20 protein-coding genes are annotated in these 19,862 nt (G+C 67.0%); 9 read left to right on the forward strand and 11 right to left on the reverse strand.

Annotation, left to right across the window (positions count from 1 at the left end; translation table 11 throughout):
• The first annotated feature begins 34 nt into the window (after window positions 1-34).
• Window positions 35-703, forward strand: a complete 669-nt coding sequence (gene lipB / locus J1M43_RS09425; protein ID WP_033104530.1) for a lipoyl(octanoyl) transferase LipB — start codon at window positions 35-37, stop codon at window positions 701-703.
• Complete coding sequence (gene lipA / locus J1M43_RS09430) at window positions 700-1,692, forward strand: lipoyl synthase (RefSeq protein ID WP_206476544.1); 993 nt, start codon at window positions 700-702, stop codon at window positions 1,690-1,692. Before lipB ends, lipA begins: the two co-directional genes overlap by 4 nt.
• Window positions 1,693-1,719: 27 nt before the next feature.
• On the opposite strand, the gene J1M43_RS09435 is transcribed toward lipA, so the two are convergent.
• The 3 genes from J1M43_RS09435 to smc all read right to left on the reverse strand — a co-directional run bounded on the left by J1M43_RS09435 (window position 1,720) and on the right by smc (window position 6,854).
• Window positions 1,720-2,220, reverse strand: coding sequence for a DUF2004 domain-containing protein (locus tag J1M43_RS09435; RefSeq protein ID WP_033104532.1), 501 nt, complete (start codon window positions 2,218-2,220; stop codon window positions 1,720-1,722).
• Between the two features lie 21 nt (window positions 2,221-2,241).
• Window positions 2,242-3,117 carry a signal recognition particle-docking protein FtsY gene (gene ftsY / locus J1M43_RS09440; RefSeq protein ID WP_033104533.1) on the reverse strand — a complete coding sequence of 292 codons (876 nt, stop codon included), beginning with the start codon at window positions 3,115-3,117 and terminating at the stop codon, window positions 2,242-2,244.
• A gap of 185 nt (window positions 3,118-3,302) precedes the next feature.
• Entirely contained in the window at window positions 3,303-6,854 is a 3,552-nt protein-coding gene (gene smc, locus J1M43_RS09445) for a chromosome segregation protein SMC (protein WP_206476545.1), read from the reverse strand.
• Between the two features lie 513 nt (window positions 6,855-7,367).
• Here smc and J1M43_RS09450 point away from each other — a divergent pair.
• From J1M43_RS09450 to J1M43_RS09470, 5 genes are all read left to right on the forward strand, one after another.
• Entirely contained in the window at window positions 7,368-7,652 is a 285-nt protein-coding gene (locus J1M43_RS09450; RefSeq protein ID WP_033104535.1) for a hypothetical protein, read from the forward strand.
• A 28-nt stretch (window positions 7,653-7,680) separates the two neighbouring features.
• Window positions 7,681-8,772, forward strand: a complete 1,092-nt coding sequence (locus J1M43_RS09455) for a GNAT family N-acetyltransferase (protein WP_052166637.1) — start codon at window positions 7,681-7,683, stop codon at window positions 8,770-8,772.
• Window positions 8,769-9,845 (forward strand): GNAT family N-acetyltransferase, encoded by a 1,077-nt coding sequence (locus J1M43_RS09460; RefSeq protein WP_033104536.1) that lies wholly within the window; start codon window positions 8,769-8,771, stop codon window positions 9,843-9,845. Before J1M43_RS09455 ends, J1M43_RS09460 begins: the two co-directional genes overlap by 4 nt.
• Window positions 9,846-9,948: 103 nt before the next feature.
• Complete coding sequence (locus J1M43_RS09465) at window positions 9,949-10,659, forward strand: ABC transporter ATP-binding protein (RefSeq protein WP_033104537.1); 711 nt, start codon at window positions 9,949-9,951, stop codon at window positions 10,657-10,659.
• Window positions 10,656-11,975 (forward strand): FtsX-like permease family protein, encoded by a 1,320-nt coding sequence (locus tag J1M43_RS09470; protein ID WP_052166638.1) that lies wholly within the window; start codon window positions 10,656-10,658, stop codon window positions 11,973-11,975. The genes J1M43_RS09465 and J1M43_RS09470 overlap by 4 nt, the downstream gene beginning before the upstream one ends.
• A 12-nt stretch (window positions 11,976-11,987) precedes the next feature.
• Here J1M43_RS09470 and J1M43_RS09475 read toward each other — a convergent pair whose 3' ends face one another.
• The 7 genes from J1M43_RS09475 to J1M43_RS09505 all read right to left on the reverse strand — a co-directional run bounded on the left by J1M43_RS09475 (window position 11,988) and on the right by J1M43_RS09505 (window position 17,731).
• Complete coding sequence (locus tag J1M43_RS09475) at window positions 11,988-12,602, reverse strand: HAD family hydrolase (protein ID WP_052166639.1); 615 nt, start codon at window positions 12,600-12,602, stop codon at window positions 11,988-11,990.
• Entirely contained in the window at window positions 12,599-13,474 is an 876-nt protein-coding gene (gene mutM / locus J1M43_RS09480) for a bifunctional DNA-formamidopyrimidine glycosylase/DNA-(apurinic or apyrimidinic site) lyase (RefSeq protein WP_033104538.1), read from the reverse strand. Before mutM ends, J1M43_RS09475 begins: the two co-directional genes overlap by 4 nt.
• Complete coding sequence (gene rnc, locus J1M43_RS09485; RefSeq protein WP_206476546.1) at window positions 13,467-14,159, reverse strand: ribonuclease III; 693 nt, start codon at window positions 14,157-14,159, stop codon at window positions 13,467-13,469. The genes mutM and rnc overlap by 8 nt, the downstream gene beginning before the upstream one ends.
• 17 nt (window positions 14,160-14,176) lie before the next feature.
• Window positions 14,177-14,386 (reverse strand): 50S ribosomal protein L32, encoded by a 210-nt coding sequence (rpmF, locus tag J1M43_RS09490; RefSeq protein WP_033104540.1) that lies wholly within the window; start codon window positions 14,384-14,386, stop codon window positions 14,177-14,179.
• 2 nt (window positions 14,387-14,388) lie between these two features.
• Window positions 14,389-14,886, reverse strand: a complete 498-nt coding sequence (locus tag J1M43_RS09495) for a DUF177 domain-containing protein (protein WP_235272301.1) — start codon at window positions 14,884-14,886, stop codon at window positions 14,389-14,391.
• A 107-nt stretch (window positions 14,887-14,993) separates the two neighbouring features.
• Window positions 14,994-15,491 (reverse strand): pantetheine-phosphate adenylyltransferase, encoded by a 498-nt coding sequence (coaD, locus tag J1M43_RS09500; RefSeq protein WP_033104541.1) that lies wholly within the window; start codon window positions 15,489-15,491, stop codon window positions 14,994-14,996.
• A 59-nt stretch (window positions 15,492-15,550) separates the two neighbouring features.
• The gene (locus tag J1M43_RS09505; protein WP_206476547.1) at window positions 15,551-17,731 is read right to left on the reverse strand and encodes an ATP-dependent DNA helicase RecG; all 2,181 of its coding nucleotides are present in this window, start codon (window positions 17,729-17,731) and stop codon (window positions 15,551-15,553) included.
• Window positions 17,732-17,775: 44 nt separating this feature from the next.
• Between J1M43_RS09505 and rsmD the strand changes: the two genes are divergently transcribed.
• A complete protein-coding gene (rsmD, locus tag J1M43_RS09510; RefSeq protein WP_033104543.1) occupies window positions 17,776-18,354 on the forward strand; it encodes a 16S rRNA (guanine(966)-N(2))-methyltransferase RsmD in 579 nt (192 codons plus the stop codon).
• Here rsmD and thiL read toward each other — a convergent pair.
• Window positions 18,324-19,319 (reverse strand): thiamine-phosphate kinase, encoded by a 996-nt coding sequence (thiL, locus tag J1M43_RS09515; RefSeq protein WP_033104544.1) that lies wholly within the window; start codon window positions 19,317-19,319, stop codon window positions 18,324-18,326. The genes rsmD and thiL overlap by 31 nt on opposite strands.
• 23 nt (window positions 19,320-19,342) lie before the next feature.
• Between thiL and J1M43_RS09520 the strand changes: the two genes are divergently transcribed.
• Window positions 19,343-19,861 carry a DUF3515 family protein gene (locus J1M43_RS09520; RefSeq protein WP_033104545.1) on the forward strand — a complete coding sequence of 173 codons (519 nt, stop codon included), beginning with the start codon at window positions 19,343-19,345 and terminating at the stop codon, window positions 19,859-19,861.
• Window position 19,862 lies beyond the last annotated feature (1 nt).

Here is a 19,862-nt window from a genome sequence, read left to right on the forward strand (position 1 = left end):
TTAGACGGCATCCAACAATAGATGAAAGGCGAACATGCTCGACATCCTCACGCCCGGTCTCGCACCGGCATACGTCCCCTATCTCGACGGCTGGGAGCTGCAGCGCAGCATCCATCACGATGTCACAGACGGCACTCGCCCCGACACGCTGATCCTTCTGGAGCACGAGGCCGTGTACACCGCAGGAAAGCGCACCGAGCCGCAGGAGCGCCCACAGGACGGCACCCCTGTGGTCGATGTCGACCGCGGCGGCAAGATCACCTGGCACGGGCCCGGCCAACTCGTCGGATACCCGATCGTGCGCTTGCCAGAGCCCATGGACGTCGTCGCGCACGTGCGTCGCCTCGAGCGACTACTGATCGACATCCTGCGTCCGTTCGGCGTCGATGGATATCAGGTCGAAGGGCGCAGCGGTGTGTGGGTGCGGCGTCCGCTCTCCGAGGACAAGGTGGCGGCGATCGGCGTGCGCGTGCAGCAGGGTGTCACGATGCACGGCTTCGCGATCAACTGCGACAACACGCTCGCAGGCTTCCGCGGCATCATCCCGTGCGGCATCACCGATGCCGGAGTCACGACGGTCAGTGAGGTGCTCGGGCGCGACGTGTCCCCCGCCGACATCGTGGACGCGGTCGCGGAAGCCTTCGTCGGTGAATACTCGGATGCTGAGTACTCGGATGCTGAGTACGAAGGAGTACCCGCATGAGCGCCGCCGCTCCTGAAGGACGCAAACTCCTCCGGCTGGAGATCCGCAACGCGGAGACGCCGATCGAGCGCAAGCCGGAGTGGATCAAGACCAAGGCGAAGATGGGACCGGAGTACACCGCGCTGCACTCGCTGGTCAAAGAGGAGGGTCTGCACACCGTCTGCCAGGAGGCCGGCTGCCCGAACATCTTCGAGTGCTGGGAGGATCGCGAGGCGACGTTCCTCATCGGCGGCTCACAGTGCACCAGACGCTGCGACTTCTGCCAGATCGACACGGGCAAGCCCGCCGACTACGACACCGACGAGCCGCGCCGCGTCGCCGAGAGCGTGACCCGGATGGGGTTGCGCTACGCCACGGTCACGAGCGTCGCCAGAGATGATCTCCCCGACACCGGCGCCTGGCTCAACGCCGAGACGGTGCGTCGGATCCACGCCGAGAATCCCAACACCGGTGTCGAACTGCTCGCGAACGACCACAACGGCGACCCGGCATATCTCGGTCAGATCTTCGACGCCCGTCCGGAGGTGTTCGCGCACAACGTCGAAACGGTGCCGCGCATCTTCAAGCGCATCCGGCCGGCCTTCCGCTACGAACGCTCGCTCGGAGTGCTCACCCAGGCTCGGGATGCCGGTCTCATCACGAAGTCGAACCTCATCCTCGGCATGGGTGAATCACCGGAAGAGGTCGTGCAGGCCCTTCAGGATCTGCACGACGCAGGCTGCGACATCATCACGATCACGCAGTACCTCCGCCCGACTCCCCGTCATCTGCCGGTCGCGCGCTGGGTGAAGCCCGCCGAGTTCGTGGAGTTCAAGGAAGAGGCTGAGCGAATCGGCTTCCTCGGCGTCCTCGCCGGTCCCCTCGTGCGCTCGTCTTACCGTGCGGGCCGCCTGTGGGCGCAGTCCATGCTCTCGAAGGGACGCGAGATCCCGCCGCACCTATCGCACATCGCTGACAGCGCGGACCTCGGGTTCGCGCAGGCGGTCTGAACGCTACGCGACGAGCGGCGGCTGACCTCAGTCGCCGCTCATGACCGACTGCACTGAGCCGTCAGAAGACAGGTTCACCAGGAGCACGTCATCGGTGTTGTCCGGGTCGAGTGCATACTCCAGAACCGCGAACGGCTCTGACCCGCCGTGCTCGTCCGCGAGGATCGTCATGCTCATGAGACGCATCGAGCGGATGATGTCGACCGCCGGATCCGCGCTGACGTCGACGAGCACGTCTTCGAGTTCGTCGCCGTAAGCCTCCTGCTGCTGCAGGATGTACTCGGTCACCTCGCTCGCACGGTCGTCGACCTCGGCGAGCATGCCGCGGCGCGCGGCGCCATCCACCTGCTCGAGCCCGGAGATGAGCGCGGCGGCGATGTCGAGCGCGTCTGCAGAGACGTCATCCTGATCAGGCGCGGTGAGGTCGACCGTCACCGCCTGGTCGCCCAACTCCACCGTCTCGGACCAGAAGATCGATCCGTCCGGCCCCGAGGACAGGAGGCCGAAGTAGTCGTGTTCGATCGCCATAACGCTATGAAACCAGTCCCATCACTGCCCGACAAGGGATGCGACGAAGACGTGCGGCGTGAAGCCGGTGAGGTCGTCGATTCCCTCACCCTGACCGAGCAGTTTCACGGGGATGCCGGTGCGCTCCTGCACCGCGAGCACGAAGCCGCCCTTGGCCGAACCGTCGAGCTTCGTGAGCACGAGACCGGTGACACCGGCGTGCTCGAGGAAGGCCTCAGCCTGCATGACGCCATTCTGTCCCGTGGTCGCGTCGAGCACGAGGAGAACCTCACTGATCGGCGCCTGCTTCTCGATCACACGGCGAATCTTCGACAGCTCATCCATGAGCCCGCCCTTGGTGTGCAGGCGACCCGCGGTGTCGATGATCGCGATCTCGATGCCTTCGCGCTGGGCGTACTCGATGGTCTGATAGGCGACGGATGCCGGATCCTGGCCTTCCTGCTGCGGGCGGACGATCGCCGCTCCCCCGCGCTGAGCCCACGTCGCGAGCTGATCGACGGCGGCCGCACGGAACGTGTCGGCGGCGCCGACGACCACGCTGCGCTGGTAACCGCGCAGGAACTTGGTGAACTTGCCGATCGTCGTCGTCTTGCCGACGCCGTTCACTCCGACGACGAGCACGACCGCTGGACGCTCGGTGAGCTTGAGGGTCGTGTCGAACTTCGCGAAGTGCTCCTCGAGCGTCTCGCGCAGCATGCGCTGCAGGTCCTGAGGATCGGTGGTGCGGTAGCGATCGACCTTCTCGCGCAGCTCGTCGACGATCCGCTCCGAGATGTCGGGGCCGAAGTCTGCAGTGATCAGCGCGGTCTCGAGGTCTTCCCAGGTCGTCTCATCGATCGTGGGCTTGACGAACATCCCGCGCAGCGCGCGGCCGAGGGACCAGGACTTCTCCGCCATGCGTCCAGCCTACGATGCCGGTAGCATCGCGGGATGCAGCAGCTCCGCGCTCGATGGCGCTTTGATGTCCCAGATCCCAGACGGGATAGGAGCGGACGGCGTGTCGACAGCCAGATGCGCCGCGACACGCCGTGAGATTCGCGGGGCGTCTGAGATTCGGAACAGGCCGGCGGATGCTGGCAGCTTCAGCTCGCCGCAGCGGCCCTGTCCCCCACGCGCTGGCCGACCACTGCCGAGACGCCGTCCTGGCGCATCGAGACGCCGTACAGGGCATCCGCGATCTCCATCGTGCGCTTCTGATGGGTGATGATCAGCAGCTGTGAGCTCTCACGGAGCTGCTCGAACACGGTCAGCAGCCGGCCGAGGTTGGCGTCGTCGAGCGCGGCTTCCACCTCGTCGAGGATGTAGAACGGGCTCGGCCTGGCCTTGAAGATCGCCACCAGGAGTGCGACGGCCGCCAAGGACCGCTCGCCGCCCGAGAGCAGCGAGAGCCGCTCGATCTTCTTTCCCACTGGTCGCACCGACACCTCGATGCCGGTCGTGAGCATGTTCTCCGGATCTGTGAGCGAGATGCTGCCTGAGCCGCCGGGGAACAGCAGCGGGAAGACCTCGCCGAAAGCGCGCTGCGTGTCTTCGAACGCGCTGGCGAAGATCGTCTGCATCCGCTCATCAAGATCCGCGATGATCGTGAGCAGATCCTGCCGTGTCTGGGTGAGATCGGCGAGCTGCTCCGTGAGGAATGCGTGCCGCTGCTCGAGCGCTGCGAACTCCTCCAGCGCGAGCGGATTCACACGGCCCAACTGCGTGAGCTTTCGCTCGGACTCGGCCAGACGACGCTCCTGCATCCGCCGGTCGTAAGGGATGGCCGTCGGGTCGATGTCGTCCATCGCCTCGGGGTCCGCCTCAGCCAGCGGATCACGCGGCACCGGCTGATCCGGGCCATATTCCGCAACGAGAATATCTTCTTCGAGTGCCAGTTCGGATGCCACGCGCTCCAGCAGGCTCGTCAGATGCAGCTTCTTCTCGTGGATCTGCAGTTCGAGCCCGTGCACGCTCTCGGTGAGCCCTGAGAGCCGCTCGCGCAGCGAACTCTCCTGCACCCGGAGCGCAGTGAGCTCCTCGTTCTGAGCCGATCTGGCGTTCTCCGCCTCAGTGAGACCGACGCGCGCTTCCGTGACCGAGCGGTCGAGCGAGTCGAGGATGCGCGGCAGCTCCGCAGCGACAGCAGCTGCCGCTTCGCGCTGCGCACGCCGGATCACCGCCCGGCGAGCCGCCTCTGCAGCGGCATCCCGTTCCTGCTCGCGCTGGCGCTCGAGACTCGCGACCCTGGCCTGCGCGGCCCGGACGCGCTCTCGCAGGGTCTCGATCTCCAAGCGTGCACGTACTTCACCCTCGCGCGCACTCTCCAATGCCTCGAGCAACCCGTCACGTGCCGACGCATCCAGTACGGGGCGAGGCGCCGACTGGGCCTCCTCGAGTGCCGCCGTTGCTGCCGCCGCTGCCACTTCGGCGTCTGCCACCGCGGCCTGCGCCTGTGCGGCACCGGCTTCGAGCCGCTCGCACTCGGCCACGGCCGATTCGTGTCGGACGGTGACGCGGTTCAGCTGCTCGGCGTGCGTCGCCAACGCGGCATCGTGCTCGCGCAGCGCCTGCAACGACTCCTTGGCCTGACGGCGGGTGACGTCGACGCGCTCAGATGCGTCTTCACGCGCTTCGCGCAGCGAATCCACGATCACGCGCACCTCGTCGAGACGTTCTCTGGCCGCGTCGCGCTCAGCGGTGAGCTCGAGCCGCGATCGCTCGCCGCCGGAGCCCGTGCGCAGCGTCTGCGCAGTGACCACGTCCCCGCCCGTCGTGACGATCGTCACGACGGTGTCGCCGAGTGCGTCCAGGGCGGCACGCGCGCTGCGGGCGGCAGAGCGATCCTCCGCGACGAGCACGTGCGAGAGCACGCCGAGCACGCCATCCGGTGCGGTCACGACGTCGGTCGCGGGTGTCACGCCGTCGATCGCCGGAAGGTCGATCGCCGGTCGGAGTGCGACTGCCAGGACGAAGTCGATGATGCCCCGCTGCTGCTGCGCCGACTCCTCGGCCAACGTGAATGCCGCATCAGCGTCGTCGACCAGCACGCCTTCCGCGAGCGGCCCGAGCACAGCGGCGATCGCGGCCTCGTACCCTGCGGTGACCTGCACGGCATCGCCGACGAGCCCTCTGACGCCGGCGCCACCGGCCTTCACGACCTCAGCGGCTCCGCCTGAAAGTGCCAGAGCACTGCTCAGCGCCGACGCTTTCGCCGTCAACGACTCCGCTTCGCGCTCCACGGAGTGCAGCCGCTCTCGCAGCCCCTCGAGCTCGGTCTCGGCGGCCGTCGCCTCACGTTGCGCCGTCTCATACGCCGAGGCGTGTTCAGCGGCGGTGCCTTCCGGCGCTTCCGCGTCGTCGATCTGCTCGAGTGCCTCGGCAGCTTCGCGTCGCCGTTCGTTCGCGGCCTCGAGCGCCGTCTCCTGACGCAGCACAGCGCCGCGCACTGCGGCGAGAGCGGATGCCGCGGCCTCGGCCGTTCCGCGCAACGCAGTCAAACGCATGTCGTGCTGCGAGACGAGTGCGCTCTGCTCGGCGATGTCGACATCGAGCGTGTCGAGCTCTGCACGCGCGTCGACGACCTCGCGGCTCGCCGCGACCGCGGCATCCTGAGCATCGCCGAGTCCGGCAGAGATCGTCGTGATCTCTTCCCTGGCCTCGTCGATCGTCGACTGGGTGATCGTCACCGAGGTCACGGCCGCGTCGTCCTCCTCCGAGCCGAGCAGCGCGAGGCGCTGATTCGCCAGCGTGTAGAGCGAGCGCATGCGTTCCTGCGCCTGCTCGAGTCCGAACGCCACCCGGCGCGCCTCGTCGACGCCGGCAGAGTTCTGATCCGCTTCGAGCCTCGCGATACCCGCCCGCACAGTGTCGGCCTGGTCCGTGAGCACCAGACGCTCGGTATGACGCTCCTGCTCGGTGCGTGTGTGGTCGGCGAGTGCCGTGCGCAGGGCGACGACGTCGTCGGCGAAGATGCGTGCCTTGGCATCGCGCACGACGGCCGCGATGGTCTGCGCCTCACGGGCGATCTCGGCCTGTCTGCCGAGCGGCTTGAGCTGACGTCGGATCTCGCCGGCAAGATCGCTGAGACGCGTGAGGTTGCTCTCCATCGCGTCGAGCTTGCGGAGCGTCTTCTCCTTGCGCCGGCGATGCTTGAGGATGCCGGCGGCCTCCTCGATGAATCCGCGGCGATCCTCCGGTGACGCTTGGAGCACGGTATCCAGTCGTCCCTGCCCGACGATGACGTGCATCTCGCGGCCGAGGCCTGAGTCGCTGAGCAGCTCCTGCACATCGAGCAGCCGGCAACCCGAACCGTTGATCGCATACTCGCTGGAGCCGTTGCGGAACAGCGTGCGGCTGATCGTGACCTCAGCGAACTCGATCGGCAGAGCACCGTCGCTGTTGTCGATCGTCAGCTGCACCTCCGCACGACCAAGCGGTCCGCGCGTGGACGTTCCCGCGAAGATGACGTCTTCCATCTTGCCGCCGCGCAACGTCTTCGCGCCCTGCTCCCCCATCACCCACGCGAGCCCATCGACGACATTCGATTTGCCGGAGCCGTTGGGTCCGACGATGCACGTGACGCCGGGTTCGAACACGAAGCTCGTGGGCTGCGCGAACGATTTGAAGCCCTTGAGGGTCAGGCTCTTCAGATGCATGCGGGCACCGCTCGTCCGGGGAGAATCACGCCTCAACGCTACCGAAACGCCGGGTGAATTCCGACATCCCGCGCGGTGCACCGGTCGATCGAAGCGCGCGGCGACACGCCGGTGACAGCATCGATGCTTGACGTTCACACCATTCGCCCAGTAACTTGGCAAACCGGAAAGCTCACGAAAGGAGGACGCTCATGATCACCACGCATAACACCGCAGCCGGCTTCACGCTCGGCGCGACGCATATCGCGGATCAGCCGTCCTCTTCGTTTGACGCCCTCCGCAATGAGCTGTCGTAGAACCGCAGCCTGAGATCACCGGCCCCGAGTGGGCCTTCTCCGCCGGTTCCCGCCGCTGACACGTCGGTCATGCACCGCCGTCACGCATCGGTCGATGTTCTCGACCTCTGCCTTCCCTGGCGACGTCTCCCCTTCCGAGACCGCTCGCCTCTCGCGCCCCCGACGCATCGACGTCGGCGGACACCCCACAGGAAATCGACAGGAAACGAGACCTCTCGTGAGTAACAACACGCTGCTTCGCAGCACTGCCCACCCACCATGTCCCGAGGACCAGGAGACCCTCGAAGTCAGGCTGCCGTCCGACCGGACCGAGCTCGCGCTCTCGGACCGGCTCTCCCTCCGCCTCGGCCTCTGGCTGCTGCTGAGGACCCAGCGTCCGCGCAGGGCGACAACCCGCACGATGACCAACGAAGAAGTCATGCGGATGTTCGAGACCAAGCACGCCACCGAGCGTGAGTCTCTGACGATGCTCGCCTACCAGATGCAGCGTCATCTGCGCTGATCTCGATCAGCACATCAGGAGAAACGACATGAACATCCGACTGACAGATACCGCGACGCTGCATCCGCTCGTGCTTCCCGCACGGGCGGATGCAGTGCCGTCCGATGTGATCCGCACCTACGCGGACGTGCGCAATACGTCCATACGTGAGACGACCGGCCGCGACGATGATGTCCTCACCGCTGAGGAGCTGCTGCCGGTGCTGTACAGCTCACGCGCATCGCAGAAGCGGCAGTGGTACATCGAGGAGTTCGGCGAGATGGTCGGCTGCATGGCCGTGGACATGCTGCAGGACGCCGACGCCGACACCGCGATCGGCGTCATTGCGCTTCTGCACGCGCACAGCGGGCGCGGCATCGGTACCGCGGCCCTGCGCCACCTGGAATCCGAGACGCGCGCGGCAGGCGCACGAGCACTCCTCTGCTGGGTTGAGCATCGCGCAGGCGCCGACGACGTTCTTGCCGCTCCCACCGGCTTCGGCACCATCCCCCGTGACGGGGCAGCACGATTCCTGGAACGCCACGGCTTCGTCCTCGAGCAGATCGAGCGCGCGAGCACGCTGACGTGGGACGGTGATTCGACATCTGTTCTCGAGAACGCGCTCGAAACCGCGCAGTCTCACGCTCGGGACTATCGCGTCGTCCAGTGGATGCTCCCGACGCCCGTCGAATACGTCGACGGCTACGCATGGATGAAATCGCGCATGTCGACGGATGTTCCTGATGCGGATCTGGGCATTCCGGAGGAGATCTGGGATGCCGACCGCGTGCGAGAACTCGAACGACGACAGGCTGCGAAGGGATTCGCGTTGCAGGTGACTGCCGCGCAGCACATCACCACCGGCGAGCTTTGTGCCTTCAACGAACTCGCGATCCGCCGGTCGGACCCGAGCGACGTCACGCACCAGTACGACACGCTCGTACTCGCCGATCATCGCGGGCATCGGCTCGGAATGCTCGTGAAAGCAGCAGGGCTGCTCGGCTGGCACGAGCAGCATCCGCAATCACCGGGCGTGATCACCTACAACGCGGAAGAGAACCGCCCCATGCTCGACATCAACGAGGCGATCGGATTCACCCCGATCGCCTACGAGGGCGTCTGGAAGAAGGAACTGACATGAGCGAGATCACGATCACCGACCTCGTCGTGCCCGAGCGACTCGATTCTCCCGACGCCGCCGGATTCCACGCGATGGTGGCGATCGGCAACCGACAGGCCGAGGAGGATGCCGGCATCGACGATCTCGTCGAGACGGCCGAGGAGATGCTGCCGTCATGGCGCGATCAGACGGATCGAAGCCAGCGCGGATTCATCGCACACCGAGACGGTGACATCGTCGGCGCCGCCTATCTGTCCACTGCCAACGACGCGGAGGCGACCTCGGCGGAGATGGGAATCATGGTGGAGTCCGCATGCTGGGGCGTGGGAGTGGAACAGGCTCTCCTGGAACGCGTCGAACGGGTTGCACGCGACCTCGGCCGCACGAGTGTGCAGTCGTGGACCCTGCATCCGGCCACGTCGAACGAACGGATGCTGACCCCCGCCACGGGGTGGGGGTCAGTCGCCGCCACGGCCTTGAGCGACCTCCTCACCGCGAACGACTACGTGCTCGAGCAGGTGGAGCGCAACAGCATCCTCCCGCTGGATGGACCGCTGACGCTGGCCGAGGAGAAGCTGCGCGCGGCCAAGGCATTCGCGGGCGACGACTACCGCGTCGTGTCGTGGACCCTGCCGACGCCTGAGCATCTGCGCGCCGGATACGCCGACGTGATCTCGAGGATGGCCACCGACGTGCCCAGCGGGGATCTCGACATCGACGCGGAGGTGTGGGACGCCGATCGCGTCGTACGCCACGACAAGAACATCGCCGACGGCGGCCAGCTGCTCTCCGTCGCAGCGGTCGAGCATGTCTCGACCGGAACGCTGGTGGCGTTCAACGAACTGGTGATCGGATCGGACCGCACCGGCGTCACCCATCAGTTCGGCACCCTCGTGGTGAAGGAGCACCGTGGCAAGCGGCTCGGCACGATCGTGAAGTGCGCGAATCTGCTGCGCTGGCGCGAGATCGCCCCGGATTCGCCGAAGATCTCGACGTTCAATGCCGAGGAGAACCGCCCGATGCTCGACATCAACGAGGCCATCGGCTTCGTTCCGGCCTCGTTTGCGGGCGGCTGGCAGAAGAAGCTCGCCTGAGCAGCCGGGCCGGCTGAGGATCATCCCCCAGATGTATCTTCCGCCGGCCCAGTTCCTCCCACAGGCCGACGACGGCCGCGACGACGGCGGCGAGGCTTGAGACATGAACACTCCCGTCCTCCATGCTCAGTCGCTGACCAAGACGTTCGGTACCACCACGGCCCTTGCCGGGGTCGATCTGATCGTCGGGCGCGGTGAATCCGTCGCCATCATGGGTGCGTCCGGTTCGGGCAAGACGACGCTCCTGCACGTACTCGCCGGCATCACCGCGCCTGACGCCGGGAGCGTGCACTACGCCCCAGCGCATGGCGCGCCCGTCGACATCACCACGAGGAACGAACGCGAGCGATCCAAGCTTCGCCGAGAGTCGTTCGGCTTCGTCTTCCAGCAGGGATTGCTCATCCCGGAGCTCACCGCGATCGAGAACATCGCGCTCGCGCTCATGATCAACGGCACGTCCCGTCGCGTCGCGCTCGAACACGCAGCGGGCTGGATGGCGTCGCTCGGGCTGGCGGGGATGGAGGAGCGCCGCATCGGGGAGCTTTCCGGCGGGCAGGCGCAACGTGTCGCCATCGCCCGCGCTCAGGTCACCGGCGCAGAACTCGTGTTCGCAGACGAGCCCACCGGAGCGCTCGACTCTCAGACCTCGAATGACGTGATGGATGCGCTGCTGTGGTCGACGACCGGTCAGGGCCGGACGTTGCTCGTCGTCACCCACGACAGCGAGGTCGCCGCACGGTGCTCACGCACGGTGCACGTGCGGGATGGCCATGTCATCGGCACAGAGATCGTCAACACGGGGGTGACCGCATGAACGCCCGCGTGCTCGCACTCCTGCTGCGGCCTGCGCCCGGGCAGGGCAGCACGCTGGCGCTGCCCGCCACCGCGTTCGCGATGGTGACGGCGCTCGTACTCACCGTGGTCGGCGGCGCGCAGAAGTTCTGGAGCTGGACAGACCCGGATGCCGGGCTCTATCAGGCGCTCGCCGCGATCGCACTCGTGCTGCTGGTCGTGCCGCTGGCCACTCTCGGCGGCGCAGCCGCGCGACTCTCGGCGAGAAGACGTGACGAACGATTGTCGACGTTGCGGTTGCTCGGGGTCTCTCCCGCCGGTGTCACCGGCGCGACTGTGCTCGAATCGACGATCGTCGCCGCCGTCGGATCCCTCGTCGGCGTGCTCGGCTACCTCGCACTGGTTCCGCTGGTCGGCCTCATCCCGTTCCGAGGTGAGATCCTCGGGGCAGCGGCGATCCTGCTCCCGCCGATCGGCATTCTGGCGGTCGGCGCCGGTGTCGTCCTGCTCGCCGGCATCAGCGCCGTCGTCGGCCTCCGGCAGGTCGTCATCTCACCCTTGGGCGTGCGCATGCGCACATCCGTGCCACGAGTGCACTGGGTGCGCGCTGTACTGGCCGGGCTCGTCATCGCCGGCGCGTTCGTGTTCGTACAGGTCTTCCCCGGTACGGCGGGTCTCGTCATGACGATCGCTGTGCTCGCCGGGATGTTCGCCGTGGCTCTCGCAGTGCTGAACCTCGTCGGCCCGTGGGCGTTGAAGGTCCACGCCCAGCGCGGCCTGCGCCGTGCCGAACATCCGTCACGACTGCTCTCCGCGCGTCTGGTGCTCGAGTCCCCCAAGGCCGCATGGCGCCAGGTGAGCGGCATCGCGATGGCGAGTTTCATGGCTGTGTTCGCCGGAACGGGCGTCGCCCTCATGAACACGATGAGCGCGACGGAATCGACGGAGAATCTGACGTTGGCCGTCGACATCCGCACCGGCCTGATCATCACGCTGGTGGCCTCGTTCCTGATGGTCGCCGTCTCGATCGGCGTGAACCAGGCGTCCAGCATCCTGGATCAGCGCGAACTGCATCGCAGCCTGCATTTCCTCGGAGTGCCGGTGGAGACCGTCGATGCCGCGCGCACCCGCGCCATCATGTCCCCGCTGCTGTTCACTGCTGTCGGCTCCGCGCTGTGCGCGGCCGTGCTGGTGTTCCCGCTCGTCGGCATCGCAGTGGTCGTCGCGCCGCTGTCGCTCGTGACGATCGCCGCGGTGGTAGCGCTGGGGATCGCCCTCGTCTGGCTGGGAGTGCGCGTGACGCGGCCCCTGCTGAGCACGGCGTTTCAGCCCGCCTGAGGATGCCAGGGTTCAGTCGGCGAGGAACCTCTCGATCGCGTCGATGGTCGCTGTGTTGTCGCAGTGCAGCACGGCGCGGATGCCGAGGGCTTCGGCCGCGTCGATATTCGGAGCGTTGTCGTCGATGAACAACACCCGGTCGGCGGTGGTCTTCATCCGCTCGAGCGCCCGCTCGAATGCACGAGCGTCGGGCTTGAGCACGCCCTGCTCGTGGCTGTAGCAGATCGGGTCGAAGACGGCGGAGAGCCCGAAGCGGCGCTCTTCCTCCTCGCGCGCTCCGTCTCCGGAGTTCGAGAGGATCGCCAGGCCGCAGCGGCCGCGCAGAGACCGGGCATGGTCGAGCAGTTCGGAGTTCTCCTCACCGCAGTAGGCGTCCCACAGTTCCACCCGCATCGACTCGATCGCCGCATCGTCGAGGCTCAGCGCTTCGGCGACGCCGCGCCAATACTCTTCGAGGACGCCCTCGTTGAGGGTGGTGTCCGGCAGATCAGCGGCGGACAGCTTCGCGTCATACTCCTCGGGGGTCAACCCGGATCGCGCGCTCCACATGGCTCGCAGCTCGGCCGGCCAGGAGTGATCGTCGACGATCTCGATGACGCCGCCGATGTCGTAGAGGATCCACTTCATCCGTACACGCTACGCGAGCGACGCTGGCACCGCGGGCAGTAGTGGCTCGAACGATTCATGAATGCCTCGCGCACGATCTCGCCGCCGCAGCGCGGGCAGGGCTGCCCACCCCGGCCGTAGGCGTTGAGCGAGTGGGCGAAGTAACCGGCCTGACCGTTGACGTTGACGTATTGCGCGTCGAAGCTCGTGCCGCCCTCGGCCAGCGCCTTCTCCAGCACCAGACGGACCTCGGAGAGAAGTCGGCGCACGGCCTGGACCGACAGCGCGCGGCCGTGGGATTCCGGATGGATGCGGGCGGCCCACAGCGCCTCATCGGCATAGATGTTGCCGACCCCGCTGATCAGGGTCTGATCGAGGAGGATGCGCTTGATCGCGCTCGCGCGCCGACGCACGGCGGCGATGAACACCGCGTCATCGAACGCGGGGTCCATCGGGTCTCTGGCGATGTGCTGCACCTGCGAAGGGATCAGATCCGTCCCGTCGGCGACGAGTGCATCGACGGCGAGCGATCCGAAGGTGCGCTGGTCGGCGAACACGACGGCGAGTTCGCCGTGGCGCGGATGCCGGATGCCGATGCGGACGCGCTCGTGGCGCTCGGCCGGTGCATCCGGAGTGCGCAGCAGAAGCTGCCCACTCATCCCGAGGTGCGCGGTCAGCGCCGCCGAGCCGCCGAGCGGCAGCCAGAGGAACTTGCCCCGGCGCGAGGCACCTGAGACGATCGCTCCCTCGAGCCTCGCGACGAAGTCTGCGGCGCCGGCAGGATGCCGCGTCAGCGCGCGTTCGTCGAACACCGACGCGCTGATGATCGTCGCGCCGATGACGGCGGGCGCGAGGCCGGCGCGCACGACCTCGACTTCAGGAAGCTCAGGCACTCTCGCTGAGGAATCGCCAGGCGCTGAGCGCGGCAGCCATCTCGGCGGTCTTCTTGCTGGTGCCGTCGCCGGTCATGCTCACATCGCCCACCTGCACAGTGGCGATGAACCGTCGGTCGTGATCGGGCCCGCTGGAGGTCACCGAATAACTCGGCGGCGTCGCGCCGAGGCGTGCGGCGAGCTCCTGCAGGCTCGTCTTGGGATCCATCGCCGCGCCGTACCGCTCAGGATCGTCGAGCAGCGGCTCCGTGAGCCTCAGCACCAGTTCAGTCGCAGCCTCGGGTCCTGCCGAGAGGTAGGTGGCGCCGAAGACGGCCTCCATGGTGTCGGCGAGGATCGAATCCTTGTCGCGGCCGCCGGTCTGCTCCTCGCCCCGGCCGAGAAGAAGATGCTCCCCAAGGCCGATGCCACGGGCGACCTCTGCGAGGGCGACCGTGGAGACCACGCTCGCCCGCCGCTTGGCGAGCTGACCTTCGTCGAGAGTCGGGTGCGTCGTGAACAGCATGACCGTCACCGCCTGTCCCAGCACCGAATCACCGAGGAACTCGAGCCGCTCGTTATGCGGGATCGCCCCATGCTCGTACGCATACGAGCGATGGGTCAACGCCAACGCAAGCAGCTCAGGGTCGATATCGACCCTGAGCTTCTCGGCGAGAGGTGCCGTCCCCCCTGGGACCCCTGTCACGATCGCGAGAACGTGATTCAGACGTCAGCGACCTTGCGGCCCTTATACTCCATGAACAGCTCGGTACCCTGCGAGTCGGTGACGACCTTCGCCTGGTGCGGGCGGCTGTAGACGGTCTTGCCGTTCTCGACGGTCTTGACGAGCGCGATGGGCGCTGCCTTCCACTGCGCGCGACGCGAGCGGGTGTTGGAACGGGATACCTTGCGCTTCGGGGGGTTACCAGCCATGGCTAACTCTCTTCTGTATTCTCGGGCCCACGGCTCTCTGCCGCGTTCCCCTGGTCTGTGATCTGTTGGAGCGCACTCCACCGAGGATCGATGGGAGCGTCTGTCTCCGCCCCGGTGCTTTCGGTCAGTCGCTCACCCGTGTTCGGGTCGAGCCCCGGGCAATCCGGCTGACACACCGGCTGAAATGGAAGTGACAATACTGCCGCTTCCCTGACAAGAGTTTCAAGATCCACGTGGTCGTCTTGAACCTCGAAGTCAGTTTCCTCATCACCAGGATACGCGAAAAGCTCCTGGAACTCGACTTCGACAGGCTCAGCGATGTCTTTCAGGCATCTTCCGCAGACGCCCTTGTAGTCGGCATCCACTGTTCCGGACGCGAGAATGCCCTCGTGGACAGACTCGAGACGCACGTCGACGTCGATCTCGGAGCCGGCTTCGTAGGAGACGATGCCTTCACCCCACTGCTCCTTCAGGGTGACGGAGAACTGGTGCTCCCGCATCTCGCCGGGGTGTCGGACGATGTCGCGTACGGGCACCACGAATGGGCCGTTCAGTCGGGTCTTCACGCTTTCATGCTACCCGCGGATGCTGAGAAAGGGGCCGCGCGTCAGAGACCGCGTGCTCCGGTGTCGAGGAGAGCGGCGACAGCGCGGGGCACGAACGGCGAGATGTCGCCGCCCAGACCTGCGACCTGGCGCACGAGCGAACTCGAGACCATCGCGTGCGACGGATCGGGCAGCAGGAACACCGTCTCGATGTCGGCGAGGTGACGGTTCACGATCGCCATCGGCGATTCGTAGGCCACGTCGATCTGCGAGCGGATGCCCTTCACGAGCACCCCGGCCCCGACGTCGCGGGCGTAGTCGACCAGAAGTCCCATACTCCAAGATCCGATGACGATATTGCCGCCCATGCCGTCTTCCGCGATGGACTGCTCGAGCAGCGAAAGCCGCTGGGAGATCGGCAGCATCGCCTCTTTGCCGGGGTTGTGCACGATCAGAACGTGCAGCTCGTCGTACAGCTTCGCCGCCCGGCGGATCACATCGAGGTGACCGAGGGTGGGCGGGTCGAATGAACCTGGGACGACGGCGATCCGGCTGCTCATTTCGACTCCTTCGATCGCTCAATGCATCGCATGCCACCAGCCTATGGCACGCCGCGATTTCAGTTCTTCGCGAGAGCGGCCCTGTCGTCCTCTGTCACGCGTCTGGCGATCACCTCGCGAAGACCTGCGTGCGCCGCGAGCTGCGGGTCGGCGTCGAGGATGCCCTCCGCCAGCTCCCGCGCGCGTGCGATCAGCTTCGAGTCCTTGACCACCCGCAGCAGCTTGAGCGATGACCTCACCCCCGACTGCGTCGAGCCGAGCACGTCGCCCTCCCCGCGCAGCTCGAGATCGACCTCCGCAAGGGCGAAGCCGTCGAGAGTCGCGGCCACCGCATCGATGCGCTCGCGGGCAAGCGAGCCGGCCTCCGCCTCGGTGACGAGCAGGCACAGCCCTGGAACCTCGCCTCGACCGACTCGCCCTCGTAGCTGGTGCAGTTGCGAGACGCCGAACCGGTCGGCGTCGAGCACGATCATCGTCGAGGCGTTCGGAACATCGACGCCGACCTCGATCACGGTCGTCGCGATCAGCAGGTCGATCTCGCCGCGTGCGAAGGCCTGCATCACGGCATCCTTCGTCTCCGACGGCATCTTCCCGTGCAGCACGGCACGTCGGAGCGTGCCGACGGTCGGATGCGTCTCGAGAGCGGCATCCAGCTGCACGACACCCCAACGCGGGCCCGAGGCGCCCTCCTCCGTGGGCACGAGAGCGGCCTGGTCTTCCTCACCGGCCGCCTTCTTCGTGGTGTCGATCGCCGCGCAGACGGCGAACACCTGCCGTTTCTGCGCGATCTCCTCCGCAGCCCTGTCCCACACACGACGGAACCAGTCGGGGTGCTCCGCCAGCGGCGCGACGAAGGACTCGATACCGGCGCGGCCAGCGGGCATGGTGCGGATGACGGACGTGTCGAGGTCACCGAACACGGTCATCGCCACGGTGCGGGGAATCGGAGTCGCCGTGAGCACCAGTGCGTGCGGGCTGGAACCCTTCGCGCGCAGCGCTTCACGCTGTTCGACACCGAAGCGGTGCTGTTCGTCCACGACGACGAGACCGAGATCGGCGAAGGTCGTCTTCTCTCCCAGCAGCGCGTGCGTGCCGACGACGATCAACGCCTGACCGGCAGCGACCCTCAGTGCGGCCTTACGGCGTGCCGGTGCCGACATCTGCCCTGTGAGCAGCGTGGGCATGAGCAGCGGTGCGAGATCGGGTCCGAGCATCTTCGTGATCGATCGCAGATGCTGGGATGCGAGTACCTCGGTCGGCGCGATCAGCGCGGCCTGCCCGCCGGACTCGGCGACCTGCAGCATGGCGCGAAGTGCGACGAGCGTCTTTCCAGATCCGACCTCGCCCTGCACCAGCCGGTTCATGGGCCAGGCCCCGGTGAGGTCCGTCGCGATCTGGTCGCCGACGCTCTGCTGGTCGGCTGTGAGAGTGTACGGCAACATGGCGTCGAAGCGCTCGAGCAGCCCGCCCGGCTTCGCCTGACGTGGCGTGGCGTTCAGCGACCGCACGGCGGCGCGCTGCTGCAGCAGCGCGGTCTGCAGCACGAGAGCCTCGTGCATGCGAAGAGTGCGAACCGCGGGATCGACGTCGTTGCGCGCCTGCGGGCGGTGCAGTTGCACCAGAGCCGCGCGCGCCTCGAGCAGCCCCTCGCGCACCCGGATCTCGTCCGGCAGCGGATCCGGCACGTCGCCGACGTCGGGCAGCACCCTCTCGACCAGTTCGCGGAACTGTTGGCTGGAGACCGCCGAGGTCGCCGGATAGATCGGGATCGGCCGGTGCGCACGATCATCAGCACGGGCCTGAGCGCTCTCCTCGTCGTCGAAGAGCTCGACCTGCGGATGGGCGAACTGGGTGGTGTCGTTGTACATGCCGACTTTGCCGGAGAACACACCGCGCCGGCCGGGTCGCATCTCATTCGCACGCCATCGTGCCTGCTTGATGTTCTTCGCGAAGAACGTCAGCGAGACACGACCGTGCTCATCGCCGATGATCACGTCGGTCATGGCGCCGTTGCGATTGCGCATCTCACGCGCCGACGATGAGAGCACCTCGGCGACGATGGTCACCGTCTCGCCCACTGGCAGATCCCGGATGGGCGTGAGCTCGGCTGGGTCCGCATAACGGCGCGGATAGTGCGCCAGCATCTCCCCGACCGTCGTCATGCCGAACGCCCGCTCAACCTTCTTCGCCGTAGCCGGGCCGATCGCCTCGGCGAGACTCGTGTCGAGGGAGAAGACCATGTCTGAAGTCTAGAGAACACCGCAGACAGCCATAGGCTGTTCGGGTGACGAGGATCATCGCCGGCAAGGCACGCGGACTGCGCCTGGACGTGCCGGGCAGCGGCACGCGCCCCACCAGCGATCGCGTCCGCGAATCCCTCTTCGGAGCTTTGGAGTCCTCCGACGCCATCGTCGGCTCCAGAGTGCTGGATCTGTATGCGGGCTCCGGCGCACTGGGTCTCGAAGCGCTGAGCCGAGGTGCCAGGAGCGTCGATCTCGTCGAGCGCTCCCGACCGGCAGCCGCGATCGTGCGCCGCAACATCGGCACGGTCGTTCGGTCGATGACCGATGCCACGGCGCGCGTGCATGAAAGCGCGGTCCTGGCATTCCTCAGACGCGCGACAGGTCCGTACGACCTGGTCTTCACCGATCCGCCCTATGACGTGGACGATGAGGCGATGACCGCCGATCTGATCGCGCTGGCTCCGCTGCTCTCCGACGATGCGGTGGTGGTCATCGAGCGCGCACGCCGTTCGACGCCGCCCGACGTCGGCGCCGCCGGACTCGAGGTGTTCCGCGAGAAGACCTACGGAGACACAGTGCTCTGGTGGGCTCAGCCGGCAGTCGAATCCCAGTCGCGGTAGGGATCCCATCCGTCGATCGACACCGCCGCGCCGTCGACCAGCACGCCGTCCTTGCCACGCGCACGCACAGTGCCGATGACGCGGAAGCCGGACGGCAGAACGTCGGGTGGGAAGGTGGCGAGCAGGGCATGATCCTCGCCGCCGGCCAGCGCGCGTTCCGGATTGTCGCCGAGTGATGCGCGGGAGAGCTCAAGGGTGACGTCGGATGCGGTGGCGAGGCGCCCGGCGTCCAGGGCGAGGCCGTCCGAGATGTCCATCATCGAGGTCGCACCGGCGACGGACGCCATCACCCCGAGCCCGATCGGCGGTGCAGGGCGCAACTGAGCGGCCAGTGCCGCGCGTTCGCCCGTCTCGAGTCGAGCGGGGTCGACGGCCACTGGGGTGTCGCCGTCACGGAATCGGCCGAAGAGCACGGCGAGTCCGTGCGCGGCATGCCCGAGCTCACCTGCCACCGCCACGACATCACCCGGGCGCGCACCGGCCCTGGTGACGGCATCCCGGCCCTCCAGATCACCGAGCGCGGTGACTGCGACGGTGAGCACATCGGACACCGTCAGATCTCCCCCGACGACTGCGCAACCCGGCGCCAGAGCCTCGCAGGCCTCGCGGAGTCCGTCCGCGAGCCGCTCCACGAACGACAGGCGCAGATCGCGCGGCACGGCCAGCGCCACGAGCAGAGCCGTCGGGCGCGCGCCCATCGCCGCGATGTCGGCCAGGTTCACGGCCGCCGACTTCCACCCGAGGTCGTAGCCACCCGACCAGGCGAGTCGGAAATCCGGTCCGTGCACCAGCGTGTCAGTCGTTGCGACGACCGAGCCCGACGGCGTTCTGATCACCGCAGCATCGTCACCCGGCCCGAGGATCGTGTGCGAGGAGGGAGCGGTGCGAGCGAGGATGGCGCGCAGGATCGTGCCTTCCGACACGTCCCCGAGGCGCGGATCATCGTCTGCTGAACGGGAAGGCATGGTGTCAAAGGTAGCCTGGAATCATGTCTCGTCGTCTTGCCGCAGCCGTCGTCGTCGTCCTCGGTGCGGCCCTGCTCGGCGGGTGCGCGACCACGGTGCACATCGAGCCGGCGGACGACGCGAACAACCCGCTGTGCGCCGAGGTCTCCGTAGGCCTGCAGAATGTCGGGAACCTCGCCGACAAGGATCGTCGCTGGACGGATGCGCAGGCCACAGGTGCGTGGGGCGACGAGGGCGCAGCATCCGCGATCATCCTGAGATGCGGCGTGGCCGTACCCGCTCCGACGAGCGCCCTGCAGTGCGTGACGCTCGAGGGCGTCGACTGGCTCGTAGACGCGTCGGAGACGCCGTTGCTGCGTCTCACCACTTACGGCCGTGACCCGGCGGTTCAGCTGTACATCGACACCGGAGCAGTCAGCTCGAACGACGTCATCAGCACCCGCACCCTGGTCGCGGCGATCACCACGATCCCCGCCGACGGAAATTGCCCTGCACCGGATGAACTCGACGAAGACGCGCAGGAACTCCTGGAACTCGGCTGAG

The sequence above is a fragment of the Microbacterium sp. KRD172 genome (assembly GCF_017168295.1).
GTDB classification, from domain to species: domain Bacteria; phylum Actinomycetota; class Actinomycetes; order Actinomycetales; family Microbacteriaceae; genus Microbacterium; species Microbacterium profundi.

What these genes read in the sequence shown, in the direction of transcription:
- coaD (WP_033104541.1), bottom strand. Translation starts at nt 15,491, where the DNA reads ATGAGCAGCCGGATCGCCGTCGTCCCAGGTTCATTCGACCCGCCCACC.
- lipA (WP_206476544.1), top strand. Translation starts at nt 700, where the DNA reads ATGAGCGCCGCCGCTCCTGAAGGACGCAAACTCCTCCGGCTGGAGATC.
- J1M43_RS09475 (WP_052166639.1), bottom strand. Translation starts at nt 12,602, where the DNA reads ATGAAGTGGATCCTCTACGACATCGGCGGCGTCATCGAGATCGTCGAC.
- ftsY (WP_033104533.1), bottom strand. Translation starts at nt 3,117, where the DNA reads ATGGCGGAGAAGTCCTGGTCCCTCGGCCGCGCGCTGCGCGGGATGTTC.
- J1M43_RS09495 (WP_235272301.1), bottom strand. Translation starts at nt 14,886, where the DNA reads ATGCGGGAGCACCAGTTCTCCGTCACCCTGAAGGAGCAGTGGGGTGAA.
- J1M43_RS09505 (WP_206476547.1), bottom strand. Translation starts at nt 17,731, where the DNA reads ATGGTCTTCTCCCTCGACACGAGTCTCGCCGAGGCGATCGGCCCGGCT.
- lipB (WP_033104530.1), top strand. Translation starts at nt 35, where the DNA reads ATGCTCGACATCCTCACGCCCGGTCTCGCACCGGCATACGTCCCCTAT.
- smc (WP_206476545.1), bottom strand. Translation starts at nt 6,854, where the DNA reads ATGCATCTGAAGAGCCTGACCCTCAAGGGCTTCAAATCGTTCGCGCAG.
- J1M43_RS09435 (WP_033104532.1), bottom strand. Translation starts at nt 2,220, where the DNA reads ATGGCGATCGAACACGACTACTTCGGCCTCCTGTCCTCGGGGCCGGAC.
- J1M43_RS09520 (WP_033104545.1), top strand. Translation starts at nt 19,343, where the DNA reads ATGTCTCGTCGTCTTGCCGCAGCCGTCGTCGTCGTCCTCGGTGCGGCC.
- rpmF (WP_033104540.1), bottom strand. Translation starts at nt 14,386, where the DNA reads ATGGCTGGTAACCCCCCGAAGCGCAAGGTATCCCGTTCCAACACCCGC.
- thiL (WP_033104544.1), bottom strand. Translation starts at nt 19,319, where the DNA reads ATGCCTTCCCGTTCAGCAGACGATGATCCGCGCCTCGGGGACGTGTCG.
- J1M43_RS09465 (WP_033104537.1), top strand. Translation starts at nt 9,949, where the DNA reads ATGAACACTCCCGTCCTCCATGCTCAGTCGCTGACCAAGACGTTCGGT.
- J1M43_RS09460 (WP_033104536.1), top strand. Translation starts at nt 8,769, where the DNA reads ATGAGCGAGATCACGATCACCGACCTCGTCGTGCCCGAGCGACTCGAT.
- J1M43_RS09470 (WP_052166638.1), top strand. Translation starts at nt 10,656, where the DNA reads ATGAACGCCCGCGTGCTCGCACTCCTGCTGCGGCCTGCGCCCGGGCAG.
- J1M43_RS09455 (WP_052166637.1), top strand. Translation starts at nt 7,681, where the DNA reads ATGAACATCCGACTGACAGATACCGCGACGCTGCATCCGCTCGTGCTT.